General features: G+C 67.0%; 19 protein-coding genes. 15 read left to right on the forward strand and 4 right to left on the reverse strand.

The genetic code is table 11. The annotated features are described in order from the left end of the window. Position 1 precedes the first annotated feature (1 nt). Positions 2–463 (reverse strand): FMN-binding protein, encoded by a 462-nt coding sequence (locus AC5RT8_RS14025; RefSeq protein WP_494096306.1) that lies wholly within the window; start codon positions 461–463, stop codon positions 2–4. Between the two features lie 129 nt (positions 464–592). Between AC5RT8_RS14025 and argS the strand changes: the two genes are divergently transcribed. The 9 genes from argS (at position 593) to AC5RT8_RS14070 (ending at position 12,573) form a co-directional block, all read left to right on the forward strand. Further along, positions 593–2,242 (forward strand): arginine--tRNA ligase, encoded by a 1,650-nt coding sequence (gene argS, locus AC5RT8_RS14030; RefSeq protein ID WP_494096307.1) that lies wholly within the window; start codon positions 593–595, stop codon positions 2,240–2,242. A gap of 3 nt (positions 2,243–2,245) precedes the next feature. Next, complete coding sequence (gene lysA, locus AC5RT8_RS14035) at positions 2,246–3,670, forward strand: diaminopimelate decarboxylase (protein WP_494096308.1); 1,425 nt, start codon at positions 2,246–2,248, stop codon at positions 3,668–3,670. A gap of 25 nt (positions 3,671–3,695) precedes the next feature. Further along, a complete protein-coding gene (locus tag AC5RT8_RS14040) occupies positions 3,696–4,991 on the forward strand; it encodes a homoserine dehydrogenase (protein WP_494096309.1) in 1,296 nt (431 codons plus the stop codon). A 2-nt stretch (positions 4,992–4,993) separates the two neighbouring features. Beyond that, positions 4,994–6,121, forward strand: coding sequence for a threonine synthase (gene thrC / locus AC5RT8_RS14045; protein WP_494096310.1), 1,128 nt, complete (start codon positions 4,994–4,996; stop codon positions 6,119–6,121). 9 nt (positions 6,122–6,130) lie between these two features. Next, positions 6,131–7,105: a homoserine kinase gene (gene thrB, locus AC5RT8_RS14050; protein ID WP_494096421.1), complete on the forward strand. Its 975-nt coding sequence runs from the start codon at positions 6,131–6,133 to the stop codon at positions 7,103–7,105. 395 nt (positions 7,106–7,500) lie between these two features. Then, on the forward strand, positions 7,501–9,669 hold the full coding sequence (rho, locus tag AC5RT8_RS14055) for a transcription termination factor Rho (RefSeq protein WP_494096311.1): 2,169 nt from the start codon (positions 7,501–7,503) through the stop codon (positions 9,667–9,669). A gap of 198 nt (positions 9,670–9,867) precedes the next feature. Then, the gene (gene prfA / locus AC5RT8_RS14060; protein ID WP_494096312.1) at positions 9,868–10,947 is read left to right on the forward strand and encodes a peptide chain release factor 1; all 1,080 of its coding nucleotides are present in this window, start codon (positions 9,868–9,870) and stop codon (positions 10,945–10,947) included. Continuing rightward, positions 10,934–11,848, forward strand: coding sequence for a peptide chain release factor N(5)-glutamine methyltransferase (prmC, locus tag AC5RT8_RS14065; protein ID WP_494096313.1), 915 nt, complete (start codon positions 10,934–10,936; stop codon positions 11,846–11,848). The genes prfA and prmC overlap by 14 nt, the downstream gene beginning before the upstream one ends. Next, complete coding sequence (locus tag AC5RT8_RS14070; RefSeq protein ID WP_494096314.1) at positions 11,845–12,573, forward strand: L-threonylcarbamoyladenylate synthase; 729 nt, start codon at positions 11,845–11,847, stop codon at positions 12,571–12,573. Before prmC ends, AC5RT8_RS14070 begins: the two co-directional genes overlap by 4 nt. A 27-nt stretch (positions 12,574–12,600) precedes the next feature. Here AC5RT8_RS14070 and AC5RT8_RS14075 read toward each other — a convergent pair whose 3' ends face one another. From AC5RT8_RS14075 to AC5RT8_RS14085, 3 genes are read right to left on the reverse strand one after another with little or no spacing between them, the layout of a single operon-like run. Continuing rightward, a complete protein-coding gene (locus tag AC5RT8_RS14075; RefSeq protein WP_494096315.1) occupies positions 12,601–13,575 on the reverse strand; it encodes an NAD-dependent epimerase/dehydratase family protein in 975 nt (324 codons plus the stop codon). Then, complete coding sequence (locus AC5RT8_RS14080; RefSeq protein ID WP_494096316.1) at positions 13,572–14,555, reverse strand: glycosyltransferase; 984 nt, start codon at positions 14,553–14,555, stop codon at positions 13,572–13,574. Before AC5RT8_RS14080 ends, AC5RT8_RS14075 begins: the two co-directional genes overlap by 4 nt. Before the next feature lies 1 nt (position 14,556). Next, positions 14,557–15,456 (reverse strand): glycosyltransferase, encoded by a 900-nt coding sequence (locus AC5RT8_RS14085; protein WP_494096317.1) that lies wholly within the window; start codon positions 15,454–15,456, stop codon positions 14,557–14,559. 157 nt (positions 15,457–15,613) lie between these two features. Between AC5RT8_RS14085 and AC5RT8_RS14090 the strand changes: the two genes are divergently transcribed. The 6 genes from AC5RT8_RS14090 to atpE all read left to right on the forward strand — a co-directional run bounded on the left by AC5RT8_RS14090 (position 15,614) and on the right by atpE (position 20,593). Further along, positions 15,614–17,545, forward strand: coding sequence for a polysaccharide biosynthesis protein (locus AC5RT8_RS14090; RefSeq protein ID WP_494096318.1), 1,932 nt, complete (start codon positions 15,614–15,616; stop codon positions 17,543–17,545). After that, positions 17,545–18,540 carry an MraY family glycosyltransferase gene (locus tag AC5RT8_RS14095; protein ID WP_494096319.1) on the forward strand — a complete coding sequence of 332 codons (996 nt, stop codon included), beginning with the start codon at positions 17,545–17,547 and terminating at the stop codon, positions 18,538–18,540. The genes AC5RT8_RS14090 and AC5RT8_RS14095 overlap by 1 nt, the downstream gene beginning before the upstream one ends. Before the next feature lie 123 nt (positions 18,541–18,663). Continuing rightward, positions 18,664–19,146 carry a hypothetical protein gene (locus AC5RT8_RS14100; protein ID WP_494096320.1) on the forward strand — a complete coding sequence of 161 codons (483 nt, stop codon included), beginning with the start codon at positions 18,664–18,666 and terminating at the stop codon, positions 19,144–19,146. After that, the gene (locus tag AC5RT8_RS14105) at positions 19,139–19,414 is read left to right on the forward strand and encodes a hypothetical protein (protein WP_494096321.1); all 276 of its coding nucleotides are present in this window, start codon (positions 19,139–19,141) and stop codon (positions 19,412–19,414) included. The genes AC5RT8_RS14100 and AC5RT8_RS14105 overlap by 8 nt, the downstream gene beginning before the upstream one ends. Positions 19,415–19,499: 85 nt before the next feature. Next, positions 19,500–20,303 carry a F0F1 ATP synthase subunit A gene (gene atpB / locus AC5RT8_RS14110; protein ID WP_494096322.1) on the forward strand — a complete coding sequence of 268 codons (804 nt, stop codon included), beginning with the start codon at positions 19,500–19,502 and terminating at the stop codon, positions 20,301–20,303. Positions 20,304–20,374: 71 nt separating this feature from the next. After that, entirely contained in the window at positions 20,375–20,593 is a 219-nt protein-coding gene (gene atpE / locus AC5RT8_RS14115) for an ATP synthase F0 subunit C (protein WP_494096323.1), read from the forward strand. The last annotated feature ends 12 nt before the right edge of the window (positions 20,594–20,605 follow it).

A 20,605-nucleotide genomic window follows, 5' to 3' on the forward strand; every position in this document is an offset into this window, starting at 1 on the left:
CCTAGGCGGCAGCTTCGGACCGGATGGCCTCGAGGGCGCGGTTAAAGCCCTCGCTGGTCAGCGAGGATCCCGCCACTTTGTCCACATCGAGTTCGTCCAGGCTCTTGCCGACCACTTGGTCCTTCACATGGGACGTGAATTCGCGCTGGTACTGCTTGGATGTCGGGTTCTTCTGCGAGGTCTCCACCTCCAGCTCCGTCACCACGTTGCCTTCCAGACGCAGTTTCACGTCCACGTCTTCGGAAGTGCCCGACGGCGGGATGTAGCTTCCGGTGCCCGTGTACTCGCCGTCGGCGTAGCTTCCGGAGCCGGCGGCAGCTTCGGGAGCGGACGGGGACGACGCAGCCGGCGACTTAGCCGGTGCGGGGCCGGCGGCGGTTTCCTCATCCGCGGCACAACCGGCGGCAGACAGCAGGGACAGGCCGGCAGCGGCACACAACAGGGACTTGCTCGCTCGGTTCACGGTTCTCCTCGGAGTGGGGGGATGCTTCCCTTTTATTACATCGCATCATTTCTACGGGGGCTGCGTCCGCAGAGCGTAAGCCCTGTCATAGAAAACGGGACCCGTGCCGCACCCGGCTATGCTTAACCGGTGACTCCTGAAGAACTTTCCTCCGCCGTAACTGCCTGCCTCCAAGACGCCATCGATGCCGGTGACTTCAGCATCGAACTGCCGGGGGAGGTGCGCGTGGAGCGCCCGAAGAACCGGGACCACGGTGACTGGGCCACCAACATCGCCCTGCAGCTGTCCAAGCAGGCCGGCATGAACCCCCGCCAGTTCGCCGGGATCCTCAAGGGCCGCCTCGAGCAGATCGACGGCGTGGCCAAGGTGGATATCGCCGGCCCCGGCTTCCTGAACATCACCCTCGACGCCGGCGCGGCCGGCGAGCTGGTCAAGACGATTGTCGACGCCGGTCCCGCCTACGGCACCTCGGAAATCCTCAAGGGCACCCGGATCAACCTGGAGTTCGTTTCCGCCAACCCCACCGGCCCCATCCACCTGGGCGGCACCCGCTGGGCCGCCGTCGGCGATGCCCTGGCCAGGGTCTTCCAGTCCCAGGGCGCGGACGTCACCCGCGAGTACTACTTCAATGACCACGGCGCGCAGATCGACCGCTTCGCCCGCTCCCTGCTGGCTTCGGCCAAGGGCGAGCCCGCCCCGGAAGACGGCTACGCCGGCGAGTACATCGTGGACATCGCCAACCGGGTGCTGGCCGCTGAGCCGGGCATCATGGAACTGCCCGGCGACGAAGCGCAGGAACGCTTCCGCGCCGTGGGCGTGGACTTCATGTTCGGCGACATCAAGGAATCCCTGCACAACTTCGGCGTGGACTTTGATGTGTTCTTCCACGAGGACTCCCTGCACGAAGGCGGCCAGGTGGAGAAACTCCTGGAACAACTCAAGGGCTCGGAGAACCTGTACGAAAAGGACGGCGCCTGGTGGCTGAACTCCTCCGAGTTCGGTGACGACAAGGACCGCGTGGTCATCAAGTCGGACGGCAACGCCGCCTACATCGCCGGCGACATTGCCTACATCCAGAACAAGCGCGAGCGCGGCTTCGACCTGAACGTGTACATGCTCGGCGCCGACCACCACGGCTACGTGGCCCGCCTGAAGGCGGCCGCAGCCGCCCTGGGCCACGACCCCGAGTGCGTGGAGGTGCTGATCGGCCAGATGGTGAACCTGGTCAAGGACGGCAAGCCCGTACGCATGTCCAAGCGTGCCGGCACTGTGGTCACCCTTGAGGACCTGGTCGAGGCCGTGGGCGTGGACGCCGCCCGCTACACGCTCGCCCGCTTCTCCGCAGACTCCAACATCGACGTGGACTTGGACCTGCTGACCAAGCGCAGCAACGAAAACCCGGTGTTCTACGTCCAGTACGCCCACGCCCGCACGCACGCCCTGGCCCGCAACGCCGAGGCTGCCGGCGTCGACGATTCCGCCTTCGACGCCTCGCTGCTGACCCACCCCACCGAAAGCGCGCTGCTGGCCGCGCTGGGCCAGTACCCTGGCGTCGTCGCGCAGGCCAGCGCCTTCCGCGAACCGCACCGCGTGGCCCGCCACCTTGAGGTCATCGCCGGCACCTACCACCGCTGGTACGACGCCTGCCGCATCGCACCCCAGGGCGACGAGGAAATCACCGACACCAACCGCACCCGCCTGTGGCTGAACCTTGCCGCACGCCAGGTCCTGGCCAACGGGCTGGACCTGCTGGGAGTCTCCGCACCCGAACGGATGTAAGTAATGACTGCTTCACCCCTGGCTCCTGCCTGGCTGAGCCACCCCGAAGACGCCAATGCCCTGCGCCCGCAGATGTGGGCCCGGGATGTGGCCCGCGGCGAAGGCGGGGAACTGGAAATCTCCGGCATCCCCGTCTCCCGGATCGCCGGGGAATTCGGCACGCCCGTGTTCGTGATGTCCGAGGCGGATTTCCGTGCCCGCGCCCGGGATTTCAAGGATTCCTTCGACGCCGCCTTCGCCGGGCTCTGCGGGGGAGTGGACGTCTATTACGCAGGCAAGTCCTTCCTCTGCACCGAGGTGGCCCGCTGGGTCTCCTCCGAAGGCCTGCGCCTGGACACCTGCTCCGGCGGGGAACTGGCGGTGGCCAGGCGCGCGGGGCTGCACGGCAGCCAGCTCGGCCTGCACGGCAACAACAAGTCGGTCGCCGAACTGACCCGGGCCCTGGACATGGAGCTGGGCAGGATCGTGGTGGACAGCCTCGGTGAACTGCGGCAGCTGGGGGACCTGGCCGCTTCCCGCGGCGAGCGGGCCAACGTCATGCTCCGGCTGACCCCGGGCGTGCATGCCTCCACGCACGAGTTCATTGCCACCGCCCACGAAGACCAGAAGTTCGGCCTGTCGATGGTCGCGGACCCGGACCTGGACGGCATGTCCCCGGCCATGGCCGCCGTGGAAACGGCACTCAAGCACGACGGCGTGAACCTCGTGGGCGTGCACTGCCACATCGGTTCGCAGATCTTTGAATCCGCCGGCTTCGAACTCGCCGCCCGGCGCCTGCTCGGTTTCCTCGCCGACGTGAAGTCCGGCTACGGCGTCGAACTGGCCGAACTGGACCTGGGCGGCGGCTACGGCATCGCCTACACCGAAGCAGACGCCCCGCGCCCGCCGGCCGAGATCGCCAACGCGATGGCCGCCGTCGTCGGCAGCACCTGCACCGAGCTCGGGCTGTCGGTGCCCCGGATTTCGATCGAGCCGGGCCGGGCCATCGTCGGCCCGAGCACCTTCACGCTCTACCGGGCGGGGACTACCAAAACGGTCCGGGTGGATACGCCCGACGGCGGCACGTCGCCGCGGCGGTATGTCAGCGTTGACGGCGGGATGAGCGACAACGCCCGCCCCGTGCTTTACGGTGCGGACTACTCGGCCGTGCTGGCCTCGCGGACCTCCGAAAATGACGCGGTTATGTCGCGCGTAGTTGGCAAACACTGCGAAAGCGGCGACATAGTGGTTCGGGACGCGTACCTGCCCGGTGACGTCACAGCCGATGACCTGCTGGCCGTTCCGGGCACGGGCGCGTACTGCTGGGTGCTGTCCAGCAACTACAACTACCTGGCCCGCCCGCCCGTCGTGGCAGTGCGGAACGGCGAAGCACGCCTGATCGTCCGCGGCGAAACCGAAGATGACCTGTTGGCACGGGACGTCTCCTAACCCTTAGAGGAGTTGGCAGAAACATATGAAGACCCTGAAAGTAGCCCTGCTGGGATGCGGAAACGTGGGTTCGCAGGTTGCCCGGATCCTCATTGACGACGCCGAGGACCTCACCGCCCGGCTCGGCGCGCGGCTTGAGCTCACCGGTATCGCCGTGCGCAGCGTTGACGCCCCCCGCGACGTGGAGCTGCCGGCGGAGTTGTTCACCACGGATGCCGAGGCACTGGTGGCCGACGCGGACATCGTCATTGAACTGATGGGCGGCCTCGAGCCGGCCCGCACGCTGATCCTGCACGCCCTGGGCTCGGGCGCCGCCGTCGTCACCGGCAACAAGGCCCTGCTCGCAGCGGACGGTGCGTCCCTGTCAGGAAAGGCCGACGCCGCCGGCGTCCAGCTCTCCTACGAAGCCGCCGTGGCCGGCGCCATTCCCATCCTGCGCCCCATCCGCGACAGCCTCTCCGGCGACCGGATCACCAAGGTCATGGGCATCGTCAACGGCACCACCAACTACATCCTCGATGCCATGGATTCCACCGGCGCCCAGTTTGCCGACGCCCTGGCCGAGGCCCAGCGGCTCGGCTACGCCGAGGCGGATCCCACCGCCGACGTCGAGGGGCACGACGCCGCGGCCAAGGGGGCCATCCTGGCCTCCCTGGCGTTCCACACCGACTTTGACCTCTCCGCCGTGTCCTGCCAGGGCATCACCGCCGTCACCGCCGAAGACATCAAAGCGGCACAGGAAGCGGGCTTCGTCATCAAGCTCCTGGCCATTGCCGAAAAGTTTACGGACGCGGACGGAAGCGAAGGCGTCAGCGTCCGCGTGCACCCCACCCTGCTGCCGCGCCGGCACCCGCTGGCCGCCGTGCACGGTGCCTTCAACGCCGTGTTTGTCGAAGCGGAAAATGCCGGTGAACTGATGTTCTACGGCCAGGGCGCCGGCGGCGCACCCACGGCCTCCGCCGTGATGGGCGACGTCGTGACCGCCGCCCGGCGCCTGATGCTCGGCGGACCGGTTCCTGCCGGCCGGCCCAGCGGCGCGCTGCCGGCCCTTCCGCTGGACAAGGTCACCACCAGTTATTCCATCGGCTTGGATGTGGCGGACCAGCCCGGCGTCCTGGCCGCCGTCGCGCATGTGTTCTCCGAACACGGCGTGTCCATCGAAACGATGCGCCAGAGAATCCACGGTGAAGGCGCCGACGCCGAACTGCGCTTCGTCACCCACCGTGCACCCGAAGCCGCCCTCGCGGCAACCGTCGAGGCCATCAAGGCCCTGGACGTCATCAGGAACGTCAAATCCGTTATGCGGGTAGAAGGAGTCTGAGCGTGGCTCACCAATGGCGCGGCGTTATCCGCGAATACGCCGACCGTCTTCCGGTCACCGAAAGTACCGAGGTTATTACCCTGGGCGAGGGCGGCACTCCGCTGGTCCGCGCCAAGGCGCTCTCTGAGCTGACCGGTTCCGAGGTCTACCTCAAGGTCGAAGGCATGAACCCCACCGGGTCCTTCAAGGACCGCGGAATGACCATGGCCATGACCGCCGCCGTCGAATCCGGCGCCAAGGCCGTGGTCTGCGCTTCCACCGGCAACACCAGCGCGTCGGCAGCTGCGTATGCCACGCAGGCGGGCATCACCTGCGCGGTGCTGGTCCCGGACGGCAAGATCTCCATGGGCAAGCTGTCCCAGGCCATTGCCCACGGTGCCCAGCTGCTCCAGGTCCGCGGCAACTTCGACAACTGCCTGGAGGTGGCCCGCAAGCTGGCCGAGGCCTACCCGGTGTTCCTGGTGAACTCGGTGAACCCGGCACGCATTGAGGGCCAGAAGACCGCGTCCTTCGAGGTAGTGGACTATCTCGGCGACGCCCCCGACTACCACCTGCTGCCCGTCGGGAACGCCGGAAACATCACCGCCTACTGGAAGGGCTATTCCGAGTACGCGAAGCCGTGGACCAACGTGGCCGGCGAGGAACTGGCGCCGGTGGCCACCAAGACCCCGCACATGTGGGGCTTCCAGGCCGAGGGCGCCTCGCCGCTGGTGAAGGGACACCCGGTTACGGATCCGGACACTATCGCCACCGCCATCCGGATCGGCAACCCTGCCTCCTGGGACCAGGCCATTGCCGCCCGGGACGAGTCCGGCGGGCTGATCGAAGCCGTGACGGATACGGAAATCCTCGACGCGCACCGCTGGCTCTCCTCCCGCGAAGGTGTCTTCGTGGAACCGGCCTCCGCCGCCGGTGTGGCCGGGCTGCTCAAGAAGCACGCTGCCGGAGAGGTTCCCGCCGGGAAGACCATCGTCATCACGGTCACCGGACACGGACTCAAGGACCCGCAGTGGGCGCTGCGGACCGCCGACGGTTCCGACGTCGAACCCACCAAGGTGGATTTCGACGTCGTGAGCGTGGCCTCGGCACTGGGCCTGGAAGCGGCTGAGCCCGCCGGATCCGGCAAGTAGGGCATGGTTATGCAGCTGGCCGACGGGCCGCGCACCGGTCCCCGGATCCTGGCACCGGGCCAGGACGTGACCGTCACCGTGCCTGCAACCAGTGCAAACCTTGGTCCGGGCTTCGACTCCCTCGGCCTGGCACTGACGCTCTATGACACGGTGCGGGTGCGGACATCCGACGCAGAGGGCATCTTTGTCGACGTCGCGGGCGAAGGGGCCGGAAGTGTTCCGTTGGATTCCTCGCACCTGGTGGTCCGCACCCTGCTCTCGACCCTGGCCGGCAAAGGGTACGGCGTCCGGGGACTGCACCTCAGCGCCGAGAACGCGGTCCCGCACGGCCGCGGGCTGGGTTCCTCCGCCTCGGCGATTGTCTCGGGCGTGCTGGCAGCGAATGCCCTGCTGCCTGCTGAAGCGCGCCTTGATGCCGCCGCCCTGTTGGACAGCTGTTCGGCGCTCGAAGGGCATCCGGACAACGTAGCCCCCGCATTGGCCGGGGACCTTGCCATTTCCTGGGAGACGGACGGCGTCTTCCGGTCCGCGCGGGCATCCGTGCATCCGGAGGTGGTCCCCGTGGTCGCCATCCCCGACGTGGAACTGTCCACCGAAAGCGCCCGCGGCCTGCTGCCGTCCTCCGTGGCCCACCGGACGGCTGCGGCCAATGCGGGACGTGCCGCGCTGTTGATCCATGCCCTGACCGTCGAGCCCTCGCTGCTGCTTGAAGGAACGCAGGACGCACTGCATCAGGAATTCCGTGCACCGGCCATGCTGCCCAGTGCACAGCTGCTGCAGTCACTGCGGTCCGCCGGTTTCGCCGCCGTGATTTCCGGGGCGGGCCCCACCGTGCTGTGCCTTGCCCACGGTGACGCCGCCGCCCGGGAAGCGGAACAGGCAATGGCGGAGCACCTGCAGGCCGCCGGACGGGCCGAAAACTGGCGTGTTCTACGGCTTGGCGTGGAGCGAGATGGTGCTAGAGTGGAAGGGCACCAGCGGTAATTTTTCCGTTTTGTGCTCCCGTAGGTAGCCGTCCGTTCCTGGGCCGCCCGGGCTTTCGTTGAAAACACTTTTGCCGCCGTCAGGTGTGTAACTACACCCGTCCTGCGGTGATCTTCGTCGATTCAATTGCCCACCCGCGGAGGCACAGTCTCCGGTGCAGCCTTCAAGGAACCGCCAAGAAGCGGCGTGTCCGGCTTGAATAACGCGTGTCCGGCAGCGAAGCTAACCGGACTCTGCCGAGATTCTTCTTAACAAGGCACCCAGCAGATTCGCCTTTCTCCGGCCATCGGGCCGGTAGCAGGCGAACCCTGACCCAATGTCTGATCTTTGGGGCCAGGGCCAATCACCGCGGCCGGTATTGCACCGGACCGCCCGACGAGGGGGAAGGATCCTTCGTGACAGATACCACTAGCCTGACTGCAGGCGTGGATTCCGCATCCGCCGGTTCAACCGGCGAGAGCACATCCAAGAGCGCAGGCCTCGCAGGCCTTAAGCTCGCGCAGCTCCAGGCGCTTGCCGGACAGCTCGGCATCACCGGGGGCTCCCGCATGCGTAAGGGAGACCTGGTCACTGCGATCTCCAATCACCAGCGCGGCGGCGCAGTAGCCGACCGTCCCGTCCGCGGTTCCCGCGGCACTGCCGGTGACGAGGCTGCCAAGGCCGCCTCCGCACCGGAGCAGGCATCGGCCGCTCCCGCGGAGCAGCCGGCAGAGGCAACCCGGCCCCCGCGTACCCGCAACCGTAACCGGCGTGCGGCCAGTGACGGCGTCGTCACTTCCGCCCCCGCCGAGGTCGCAGAGGCCCCGGCACCCGCTGCCGAGCAGGCCGCGGAACAGGCTCCGGCCCGGAACCGCGAGGCACGGGAAGAGAACCGCGAAGAAGGCCAGCGGGAGCGCGGAAACCGGCGTAGCCGCAACCGCCGCAGCGACTCCAGCGAGACCAACGGCACCGCCGCAGCTGATGCCCCGGCAGAAGACACCGCTTCGAACAACAATGCTTCGAACGGTGTTGCCAACAACGGTGCTTCGAACGGTGCTGCCAACGGCAACGCCGCCGGCAACGGTTCCGAGAACCGGACCTCCGGCGATGACGAGCGCGGCGAACGCCGTGAGCGCCGCAGCCGCCAGGACCGCGACAACAACCGTGACAACGGCGGAAACGGCCGTGACCGGGACAATAACCGCGACAGCAACCGCGACAACGGCGGAAACGGCCGGGACCGCGACAATAACCGCGACAACAACAACCGCGATGACAGCGACGAAAACGGACGCGGGCGCAACCGCCGCAACCGGAACCGCAACGAGCGCAATGACCGCGGCGACCGGAATGACCGGTTCCGCGACCGCAACGAGCGCCGCCGCAACCGCAGCCAGAACCCCGAGGTCGACGACGTCGAGGTCACTGAAGACGACGTCCTGCTGCCCGTAGCCGGCATCCTCGACGTCCTCGAGAACTACGCCTTCGTCCGGACCTCCGGCTACCTGCCGGGCCCGAACGATGTCTACGTTTCCCTCGCCCAGGTGAAGAAGTACAACCTGCGCAAGGGCGACGCCGTCGTCGGCGCCATCCGCGCCCCGCGCGAAGGTGAAAACCAGGGCGGAAACCAGCGCCAGAAGTTCAACGCACTGGTCCGCCTGACCTCCGTCAACGGCAAGCCCGCCGAGGACAACAAGGACCGCGTGGACTTCTCCAAGCTGGTTCCGCTCTACCCCTCCGAGCGCCTGCGCCTGGAGACCTCCGCAAAGGTGATCGGACCCCGCGTCATCGACCTCGTGGCTCCGATCGGCAAGGGCCAGCGCGGCCTGATCGTCTCCCCGCCCAAGGCCGGAAAGACGCTCATCCTGCAGTCCATCGCCAACGCGATCACCATCAACAACCCGGAAGTCCATCTGATGATGGTCCTCGTGGACGAACGTCCCGAGGAAGTCACGGACATGCAGCGCACGGTGAAGGGCGAGGTCATTGCCTCCACCTTCGACCGTCCCGCCGATGACCACACCACCGTGGCCGAACTCGCCATCGAGCGTGCCAAGCGCCTGGTGGAGATGGGCAACGACGTCGTGGTGCTGCTGGACTCCATGACCCGCCTGGGCCGTGCCTACAACCTGGCCGCTCCGGCGTCGGGCCGTATCCTGTCCGGCGGCGTGGATTCCTCCGCGCTGTACCCGCCGAAGCGCTTCTTCGGTGCCGCCCGCAACATTGAAAACGGCGGCTCGCTGACCATCCTGGCAACCGCCCTGGTGGAGACCGGTTCCAAGATGGACGAGGTCATCTTCGAGGAATTCAAGGGCACCGGCAACATGGAACTGCGCCTGTCCCGCAACCTTGCGGACAAGCGCATCTTCCCGGCCGTGGATGTCAACGCGTCGGGTACCCGCCGCGAAGAGAACCTGCTCTCCCCGGATGAAGTCAAGATCATGTGGAAGCTGCGCCGAGTCCTGTCCGGCCTGGACACCCAGCAGGCGCTGGAACTGCTCACCGGCAAGATCCGGGAAACCCAGTCCAACGTCGAGTTCCTGATGCAGATCCAGCAGACCACCCTGGGCACCAAGGACAACTAGCTGCCCTGCGAGCCGCTCATGCCCCCTCCCGCCGGCCGGCGGGAGAGGGGCCTGGGCGGCTCGTGCGTTAACGCCGGGAAAACCGGCGGGCGCACAAACCGATAAACTGCCTTGTGGGAAACGCAGCTTTACGCCGAACCCCGGCTTGACGGGATATTCCGTCTGGTGGGACACGCAGCCGAAAGAGGAATCTAGAACATGTTTGAGTCCATTCAGGGCCTGTTGGATGAGCACGCTGAACTCCAGCTGCGCCTGTCCGACCCGGCAGTGCACGCGGACCAGGGCCTGGCCCGGCGGCTGGGACGGCGCTACGCCGAACTCAGCCGGATCGTGGACGCCTACAACCGCTGGCACGGACTCGAGGATGACCTTGCCGCCGCAGCGGAAATGGCCGACGAGGATCCGGAATTCGCCGCAGAGGTGCCCGTGCTCAAGGAGCAGCTGGAAGATGCGCAGGAGAAGCTGCGCCGCCTGCTGATCCCGCGGGACCCCAACGACGGCCGTGACGTCATCATCGAGGTCAAGGGCGGCGAAGGCGGCGACGAGGCAGCCCTGTTCGCCGGCGACCTGCTGCGCATGTACACCCGCTACGCAGAGCACCGCGGCTGGCGCACCGAAATCATCTCCGCCACCGAATCGGACCTGGGCGGCTACAAAGACGTGTCCATGGCCATCAAGGGCAGCTCCAACGACCCGGCCGAAGGCGTCTACGCGCGCCTGAAGTACGAAGGCGGCGTGCACCGCGTGCAGCGCGTTCCCGTCACCGAATCCCAGGGCCGCATCCACACTTCGGCTGCCGGAGTCCTGGTGCTGCCCGAAGTGGACGAGCCGGAAGAGGTCGAGATCAACCAGAACGACCTGAAGATCGACGTCTACCGTTCCTCGGGCCCCGGCGGCCAGTCCGTGAACACCACCGACTCCGCCGTACGCATCACCCACCTGCCCACCGGCATCGTCGTGGCCATGCAGAACGAAAAGTCGCAGCTGCAGAACCGTGAAGCCGCCATGCGCGTGCTGCGTTCGCGCATCCTGGCGCACGAGCAGGAGAAGATCGACGCCGCGAACTCCGACATCCGCAAGTCGCAGATCCGCACCATGGACCGCTCCGAGCGGATCCGGACCTACAACTACCCGGAAAACCGGATTGTGGATCACCGCACCGGTTATAAGGCCTACAACCTGGACACCGTCCTGAACGGCGAGCTGGAGGCCGTGGTGCAGGCCGCCATTGAAATGGACGAGCAGGCACGGCTGGACGCCATCGGTGACGAAAGCTAACACCCCCACCGGTTCCGGCACCGGCGGCACCTTGGCCGAAGCGCTGCGGCACGCTGCCGCGGAGCTGGCTGCCGCCGGTGTTCCCTCCCCCCGGGTGGATGCCGAACTGCTGGCCGCGCACCTGCTGGGGGAGACCCCCGGCAGGGTCCGGGCGCTGGCGTTCACCGACGTACCGGCACCCGAAGGATTCGGTGCGCTGGTATCGGAGCGGGCCGCCCGGGTGCCGCTGCAGCACCTGACCGGAAAGGCACATTTCCGGTACCTGGAACTGGCCGTCGGTCCCGGGGTCTTCGTTCCGCGTCCGGAAACCGAAACGGTGGCGCAGCTGGCCATTGATGCTGCCCGCCGGGTGGGCCCGGCGAAGGTCGTGGACCTGGGCACGGGCTCCGGTGCCATTGCGGCCTCCGTCGCCTCCGAGGTTCCCGCCGCCGAGGTGCATGCCGTGGAACTCAGCCCCCTCGCCTACGCCTGGGCGGAACGCAACCTTGCTCCGCTGGGAGTGCATCTGGTCCTCGGGGATCTGCGGACCGCCCTCGCGGAACAGGACGCGAGTTTCGACGTGGTGGTGTCCAACCCGCCGTACATCCCCGCCGAAGCCGTGCCGAATGAACCCGAGGCCGCCGAACACGATCCCGCGATGGCCCTGTACGGCGGGGGAGCGGACGGCCTGGAACTGCCCCTGGCCGCCGCCCGCACCGCCGCCCGCCTGCTGGTCGCAGGCGGTTACTTCGTGATGGAGCACGCCGAAGTGCAGGCTCCCGCCATCGCGCGGCTCCTCGCCGCCGATCCTGCCTGGACCGGTGTCGAAACCCACCGGGACCTCAATGACCGTCCCCGCGCGACGTCGGCGGTCCGGCGCCCGGCGCCGGGGGCCTCCACTAGTGAAGGAATGAAGCCGTGAGCACCAGTTTTGACTGCAGTATCCCCGGAGAACTCAGCGAGGGCCTGGCAGCGGCCCAGCGGGCTCTGGCCGCGAAGGCCTGCGTGGTACTTCCCACCGACACCGTGTACGGGATCGGGGCCGATGCGTTCTCCCCGCAGGGAGTGGCTACCCTCCTCGCCGCCAAGGGGCGCGGCCGGAGCATGCCTCCGCCCGTGCTGATCCCCCGGCTGCAGACCATGGACGGATTGGCCATGGACATCCCGGAGGATGCACGCGCCCTGGCGCGGGCCTTCTGGCCGGGCGGACTGACCCTGATCTTCCACGCCCAGCCCTCGCTCACCTGGGACCTCGGCGACACGCTGGGAACCGTGGCACTGCGGATGCCGGACGACGACGTCGCCCTGGAACTGCTGGCGGTCACCGGACCGCTGGCCGTGTCCTCGGCCAACCGGACGGGCTTCCCGGCCGGGCAGACCGCAGCCCAGGCCCGCGAACAGCTGGGCGAATCCGTGGAGGTCTACCTGGAGGCCGGACACCGCCCGGTCGCCGGCAGCGACGGGGTGCCCTCGACCATTGTGGATGCCACCAGCCAACCGATGCGCGTGGTGCGCAGCGGAGCCGTCAGCATTGCCGCCCTGCGCGAAGTGGTTCCGGGAATCCTCGACCTGGGCGAAGAGCCGGCAGCCGGTGAAGCCCCGGGCGGGACCACCGGCGGTGCGGCACCGACGCTGGCCAAGGAGTAGGCCCAGGGCCAGGCCCAGGGGTCCGGGCTACTTCCGGGAAGCTTCCAGGACGTCCCGGACCCGGGGTTCGGGGACGTTGCCGGTGGACTCCGCCCACCCGGGCTCCTGGCGCTGGCCGAACCACATCATCTCCACCCGGCGCAGGGCACCGTGCAGCCGTTCACCGGCCAGCGAAGAAGCGGCATAGCCGCACCGCAGCACCGCACGGCAGAACCAGGCCGGCAGGTGCGCCGGGCGCCGGCCGCCGGCCGCTTCCAGCACCGTGGACACCGAAGCCTGTTCCCACGGCTGCAGCACCACCGCAGGCACGGGACCGTGGTGGAAGCCCACCCGCAGGACAAAATCGACCAGGGAATGGACCGAACTCACCGGGCTGGGTGCGGTCCCGGGACCGGCCACCGAGGCCAGCGGTGAGGATGCCAGGCGCGCAAGTTTCGCCGTCGTCGCCCGGCCCGGGCCCTGGACCGAGGTTGCCCGGACCGTCGCGACGCTGCAGGAACCGCTCTTCCGGGCGGACAGGACCTGTTCGCCGAGGGCCTTGGAACGGGAGTAGGCCGAAAACGGCTCCACATGCTCGCTTTCGTCCAGGAACGGGCGGTGTCCCTGCACCGCGGCGCTGCTCAGGTGGACGAACCGGCGGACGCCGGCGGCATCGGCGGCGTCGGCAACCACCGCCGGCAGCAGTGAGTTGGCACCCCGGAGTTCGGGCGAATCCGTAGCTCCCGGCGTCGCCAGTCCGGCGGCGTTGACCACCACGTCGGCGCCCGCGAAGGCACGTGCCAGGCCGCTGCGTTCCTCCTCCAGGGCGGCGGCATCGGCCAGCAGCAACGCCGGGTCGGCGGCCTCGGAACGCAGCCGCGGCGCGGAGACCGGCCGGACCGTGAAGCCGCGTGCCTCGAGGGCGTTGCAGACGGACGAGCCGACAAACCCGGAGGCACCCAGGACCACCCATACCTGGTCGGCGCCGGGGACAGAGGACTGCGTGGGGGAAGAAGTGTTCAAACCTGGTGCTTTCGGGTAGCTGGTTCCGCCTCCGCCAGCGGAGGCATCGGGAACCAGGACGGGTCTCGGAGAATGCGGCGGGCGCCGCGCCAGCCGGTCCAGAGGCGGCCGACGCCACGGATCTTGTGTTCGACGGCGACCAGCCGCAGCAGTTCCTTCCCTGCGGTGAGGAATGTGCCCAGGGCGTAGCCGTACCGGTGATACTGCCCGCGGGCCTGGAGGTACCGGGCCGTATGTCCCCGGTTCCGCATCGAGGTGAAGCGGCCCAGGTCGCTGGAATCGTTGAGGTGCCGGATGCCCAGGTCGATCTGCTTCTGCGCCCGGACCTTGCGGAGCACAAAATCGTTGACGTACGCCACGGGCCGGTCCAGGGACGCGAGCCAGCCGTACATCAGGTCGTCCCCGTTGATGAAGTACCGCGCATCCGGCAGCCCGATCCTGCGCACCTGGTCGGCGCTGATCAGCATGCCCTCGAAACAGCCCACATTGGTCTCGAAGACGGGGCCGTCTCGGAACACGTTGCCGCGCACCGGAAGGTGCACGCCCAAGAAGGGGACGAAACGGTGCTGCCAGAAAAACGGTGCACCGGTTTCGTCATAGCGGCGGCCGTGGATGCAGTCATAGCTGCCGGTCCATTTGCGCAGGGCCGCCACGGCGCCGGGAAGGACCTCGACGTCGTCGTCCATCAGCCACAGCCACTGCGCGCCGGAGTCCAGGGCCGCGTTGACGCCGGCGGCGAATCCGCCGGCCCCGCCGGTATTGGTCTGGAGCCGCAGGCTTGTCAGCGGGACCGGGAAGCCGGCACGGGCCCTCTCCACGACCGCCGGCGTGTCATCGGTGCTCGCGTTGTCCACGATGACCACCGCCGCCGGAGCGGGATCCAGGGCCTTGATGCTTTCCAGCAGCCCGGTGAGGTACCCGGAGCGGTTGAAGGTGGTGATGACGATGGTCACCGGGTCCTGGGGCGATGCCGCAGCCACGCTAGAACCCGAAGTCCGACGGCGGCCCGAAGCGGCGGCCGCCCACGCCTGCCGCGTACGCGCGCAGCCACTGTGCGAAGCCCCGGGGATCGCGGGTCCGAGCGAAGTGGACGGGGTAGCCCACGGCGTCGGCCACAAAGGACTTCACCCGTCCGTAGCGCCGGGTGAGGTGGCCGCGGTTGCGGTAGAAGTAGAACTGCTTGAACGGTGTTTCGGGAACCAGCACATGCATCCGGTCGCCCAGGACGGGCTGAACTTCCGCCCACGCGGCGGGATGCGTCAGGGCCACGGTGGTGACAGTGCCGAATTCGATGCCCGCGCGGCGCAGGCGGATCATGAAATCGGTTTCGTCGCCGCGGATGAACAGCCGCAGGTCCGGCAGTCCCACCCGGTAGAACACGTCGGCCCGGATCAGGGCGCCGTTGAAGAAGTGCCCTACGTTGGGCAGGAAGCCGCGGGCGGCAACTTCGGCCCGGTCATGGGTCAGCTTCCCGTCGAGGCGGAAGTGGAAGGACAGCGTGTCCGGCGCGCCCGGGGCCACCACGAGCGGCAGGACGACGTCGAGTCCGCGTTCCTTGGCCGCAGCCAGCAGGGTGGAGACACACTCGGGATCCTCGGGGTGGGCGTCGTCGTCCATGATCCAGATCCATTCGGCCCCCGAAGCCATGGCGGATAGAATCGCCAGCGAGAATCCGCCGGCACCGCCGAGGTTGGTATGGGACCGGATGTAGTTCACCGGTGCCGCCGAGGCTTCAGCGATGTCGGCAACCGGGTTCTTGCCGGAGTCCACGAGCGCCACGGACGTGATGTCCGCACTCTGCGCGGCCAGTGCCGCAAGGAGCGTCTTGACGTCGTCGGGACGGTCGAAGGTCACTGCTGCTACGGCCACGGAGTCCGGCAAGATGGTCCTTTCGGGCAACCCGGGGGATCGGCTTAAACCGAAACCGGAGTGGGTGTGCAGTTAGTATGCTGAGTAGATTCCAGTCTATTACACCGGATTCTTCCACCTGTTCTTCGCACTACCGAGAAGAGAGCCGGGTACCTACCCGTTGAGGACCATGAGGCAAAAACCTACGGACAACCACCACCTTCCCCGGGAGGAAAAGCCCGTCCTGTGGCTCTGGTCGCAGTACATGCTCGATTCCCTGGCCTGGATCGTGTCCATCTGCCTTGCGCTGGTGCTCCGCTACGAACTCACCGTTGAGCAGATCAACCCGGGCGGACTGGCCGTGTTCTGCGGCGTGGCCGTCCTGACCCAGCTGATTGTCGGCTATTCCTTTGCGCTCTACCGCGGCCGCTACAGCTTCGGCAGTTTCCACGAGATGCGCCTGCTGGCCGTGGTGACCCTCATTGTGTCCGCCATCCTGGTCCTTGCCAGCGCCCTGTTCGGCCTCGTGATCGACATTCCGCGCAGCACCGGCATGATCGCCTTCCCCTTTGCCTGCCTGTTCATGGCGGCCATGCGGTACCTGAAGCGGATGTACGTGGAGAGCAAGGCGCGGCCCGGCGAGGAAGCCCAGCGCACCCTGGTGTACGGAGCCGGTTTCCTTGGCGGATCCCTGGTCTCCCGGATGATCAAGGACCCGGAATCCCCGTACTACCCGGTGGGCCTGGTCGACGACGACCCCGCCAAGAAGCACCTGAGGCTGGCCACCGTTCCGGTCCTCGGCAAGCTCACTGACCTTCCCGAACTGGTGCACCGCACCCGCGCCACCGTGCTGATCGTGGCCATTGCCGATGTGGAAGCGAAGCAGGTGCGGGAGATTTCCGATCTCGCCGAAGGCCTGGACCTGCGCGTGCTGGTGCTTCCGCCGCTCAAGGACATGCTCTCCAAGGGAGACGGCGCCGGCCTGGGGGACTTCCGGGACGTCGCGGTCGAAGACCTCATCGGCCGCCGGCCGGTGGATATCCATGTGGACGAGGTGGCCGGCTACCTTTCCGGCAAAAAGGTGCTCGTCACCGGTGCCGGCGGGTCCATCGGATCCGAACTGTGCCGCCAGATCACCGCTTTCAACCCGGGCGAGCTGATCATGGTGGACCGGGACGAGACCGGCCTGCAGCTTACCCAGCTCTCCATCACCGGCCGCGGCCTGCTGGACGGCCCGGATACCGTGCTGGCCGACATCCGCGATCCAGAGGCCCTGGCCCGGATTTTCCGGGAGCGCCGCCCCGACGTCGTTTTCCATGCAGCGGCGTTGAAGCATGTTTCCCTGCTGGAGCAGTATCCGCAGGAAGCCTGGAAAACCAACGTCATCGGCACCGCGAATGTGCTGGCCGCTGCCCGCAAGGCGGGCGTGCGCCACTTCGTGAACATCTCCACCGACAAGGCGGCCAATCCGACCACCGTTCTCGGCCATTCCAAGCGCGTCGCGGAGAAGCTGACGGCCTGGATGGCGCGTGCCACCGGGGCGCAGTATGTCTCGGTGCGCTTCGGCAACGTCATCGGCAGCCGCGGCTCGATGCTCCCGCTCTTCAGCGAACAGATCCGCCAGGGCGGCCCGGTCACAGTGACGGACCCGGAGGTCACCCGCTTCTTCATGACCATCCCCGAAGCCTGCCAGCTGGTGATCCAGGCCGGCGCGATCGGCCGCGGGGGAGAAGTGATGATCCTCGACATGGGCGAGCCGGTGAAAATCCTCGACGTCGCGCGCCGCATGATCGCCATGTCCGGCAAGGACATTGAGATTGTCTATACCGGGCTGCGCCAGGGCGAGAAGCTGCACGAGATCCTCGTCGGCACCGGGGAAGAGGACTCGCGCCCCCTGCATCCGAAGATTTCCCACGCAGCGGTTGCCGTACTGGATCCCGACGACCTGGACCTTGCCGACTGGCTGCGCCGCGCCGGCATTGAACCCGGCAGCGTTCCCACGGACGGGGCTGCAACGGACGCGGGCGAGATTGTGCGGATGCCCGGTGCCCACAGCCCGGACGCCGCGGACGACGGTGCAACCGGGCCGAGCGAGCCGTTCAGCGAACGGCGGACCGGCTAATGCTGCTGGCACTCTGCGTTGCGGCGGCTTTCCTGGTCAGCCTGCTGCTGCCGTTCGCGTTTATTCCACTGCTGCGCCGGCTCGGCGTCCTGGACATCCCCAACGAGCGGTCTTCCCACACCAAGGCCGTCATCCGCGGGGTGGGTGCCACTACGGCTGCCGGCGTGCTGTCCGGCCTCCTGCTGGCCCTGCTGACCGGACTGGTAGCCGTGGACCGTTCCGTGCTGGCCATCCTGATAGCCGTGATCGGCGCGGCATCCCTGCTGGGCTGGATCGAAGACTGGCGGGGCGTGTCCGTCCGGACGCGGGCAGCCACCCAGCTGGCCATCGGCCTGGCCGGAACAGCGGGCCTGGCCTGGACCATGGAACAGACCTGGTGGTGGGTCCCCGTAGGGGGACTGGCCATCGCGGCCTACATCAATGTCGCCAATTTCATGGACGGCATTAACGGAATTTCCGGCCTCCACGGACTGGTCGTGGGTGCCCTGTATTCGGTCAGCGGGGTGCTCTCCGACCACGTCTGGCTCACCGTGACGGGAGCAGTGGTGGCCGCAGCCTTCGCTGCCTTCCTGCCCTGGAACCTCGGCAGGGGACAGGTGTTCCTGGGCGATGTCGGCAGCTACCTGCTGGGGTCCTCCATTGCCGGTGTTGCCGTAGCCGCCTTCCTGGCCGGGGTCTACGTGGAATACCTGCTGTTTCCGATCCTGATCTACCTGGTGGACACTTTCTCCACGCTGCTGCGCCGCGTACGCCGGGGAGAGCGGTGGTACACCGCACACCGCCAGCACGTCTACCAGCGCCTGACCGACGCCGGCCTCAGCCATGTCCAGGTTGCCCTGGTGGTGACCGGCTGCACCCTCGCCGTGGGAGTGACCGGCCTGCTGACCGCGGGGGCCGGAGCAGCCGCCACAGGTGCAGGCGTCCTCTTCGCCGTCGCCGTCGTGGTTTTCTACCTCGCGTCGCCGCGGCTGTTCGGGCGCCGGCGGGTGGCCTAGCGGGGCAGCGGCGAGCCCGGCAGGAACCGTCTTCTATGTACTGTAGAATTCAAGGGTCGCGGTAGCCCGCGGCATGACGAAGCCACCGGCTCCAGAAGACCCAGCAAGGAAGACCGCCACGCCATGAGCACCGCAGACGGTTCCCGCCCCCGCGGGCACCTGACCCCGTCGGGGCCAACGAAGGCCCCCTGGCTGGGGATTCTCCGGTCGGCGCTTGCCGTGACCGGCGGTGCAGCGCTCCTGGCAGCGGCTGCGGCCGCACTTACTGCAGGTCCCGATGCCGCTGTGAGTTCCCTTGCAGGCTGGTTCCTCATTGCCGCTTTCTTCGGCATCAGCCTAGTGGTCGGCCACGTGGTCGGACGCCGCAACCCCTCCGGGGCGATCGGAATGTTCGTGGTTACCTACGCCATTAAAGTTGTCGGGTTTGCCGTCATTCTTTTCGGCATCGGAACTCCGGAATGGCTGCACCGGGAATGGTTTGCTCTAAGCGCCGTAGGTGCCGTGATTCTCTGGCAGGTTGCCGAGATCCGGACCTTTTCCCGGAGCCGCCAGCTGATTTACGGCGACGATACCGACACTGCCCGCGAAGGAGGAACAGATGCCTAAGAATCAGCCCGCATCCGGCCCCGCCGCCTTCGAGCCTGCAGCGGACAGCCGCCGTGCAATGGTGCAGTATGTGCTGGCGGGAATCATCGCCCTGGGTTTGATAGGGTGGAGCCTGGATAGTCTCCTGGGAACTCGCTGGATTTTACCTGCCGGCATCGTCCTGGGTGCGGTCAGTGGCTACTATGTGGCCTTCGCTCACAGGCGCACCTCGGGTGCGGACCGACCCACCGCGGGCGGAAAACAGCCGGATACGGATAAATCGAATTGATTTCACAAAACCGAAATAACGGGCGCACCTCGTGTCTGCCCGCCAATGATATGCCCAACGATGGACACAGCAGAGAGGAAACGCGTTGATCGCGCTTGCGCTTCCCGCCTCCAATGAAGAGGGATTCGTTCCACCCACCCTCGAAGACATGCACCTCCCTGAGATCCTTCCCTGGGGCGCCGCGAGTGGTGAAGGATTTGGAAAGCAGATGCTGCTTGTCCTCATCTCGGTCATCCTCATCGGCTGGTTCTTTGTAGCCGCTGCCCGCAAGGGACAGATGGTTCCGGGCCGCCTGCAGTTCCTGGGCGAATGGGGTTACAACTTCGTCCGTAACTCGATCGGCCGGGACATCATCGGCGAGAAGGACTTCCGGTCCTTCACTCCGCTGCTGTTCGCACTGTTCTTCTTCATCCTGATCAACAACCTGTGGGGCTCCATCCCGCTGGCCCAGCTGCCGACCACGTCCCACGTGGGCACGGCCTACGCGCTGGCCGCGATTGTCTACTTCACCTGGATTATCGTCGGTATCAGGAAGCACGGCCTGGCCTACTTCAAGTTCGCCACGGTTCCGTCCGGCGTGCCGGCTGCCATCCTGCCCCTCGTGGTAGTGATCGAAATTATCTCCACCTTCCTGGTCCGCCCGATCACGCACAGCCTGCGACTCTTCGCAACCATGCTGTCGGGCCACCTGATCGTCATGCTGGCCGGCGCCGGAACGTCGTTCCTGCTGCTCGAAGCCGAGGGACTGCTGAAGCCGCTGGGTGCGCTCACCCTGGTAGGCGGCGTTGCCATGTTCCTGTTCGAGGTCATGATCCAGGTCCTGCAGGCCTACGTCTTCACCCTGCTGACGGCGATTTACATCCAAGGCTCCATTGCCGAGGAACACTAAGCTTCCCCATCCGGGGAAACCCCTGAACCATACAACCTGCCTTCGGGCATCTTGAAAGGAACAAAGCCATAATGAATGGTGAAATCAACGGCAACATCAACCTCATCGGTTACGGTCTGTCCGCCATCGGCGGCGCCATCGGTGTGGGCCTGGTCTTCGCTGCCTACATCCAGGGTGTTGCCCGCCAGCCGGAAGCCCAGCGCGTCCTGCAGCCCATCGCCTTCCTGGGTCTGGCACTGACCGAAGCACTGGCTATCCTTGGTCTGGTTTTCGCGTTCGTCCTCAACTAGTTTCAGCGCGAA

The sequence above is a fragment of the Arthrobacter sp. Ms25 genome, from assembly GCF_059090365.1.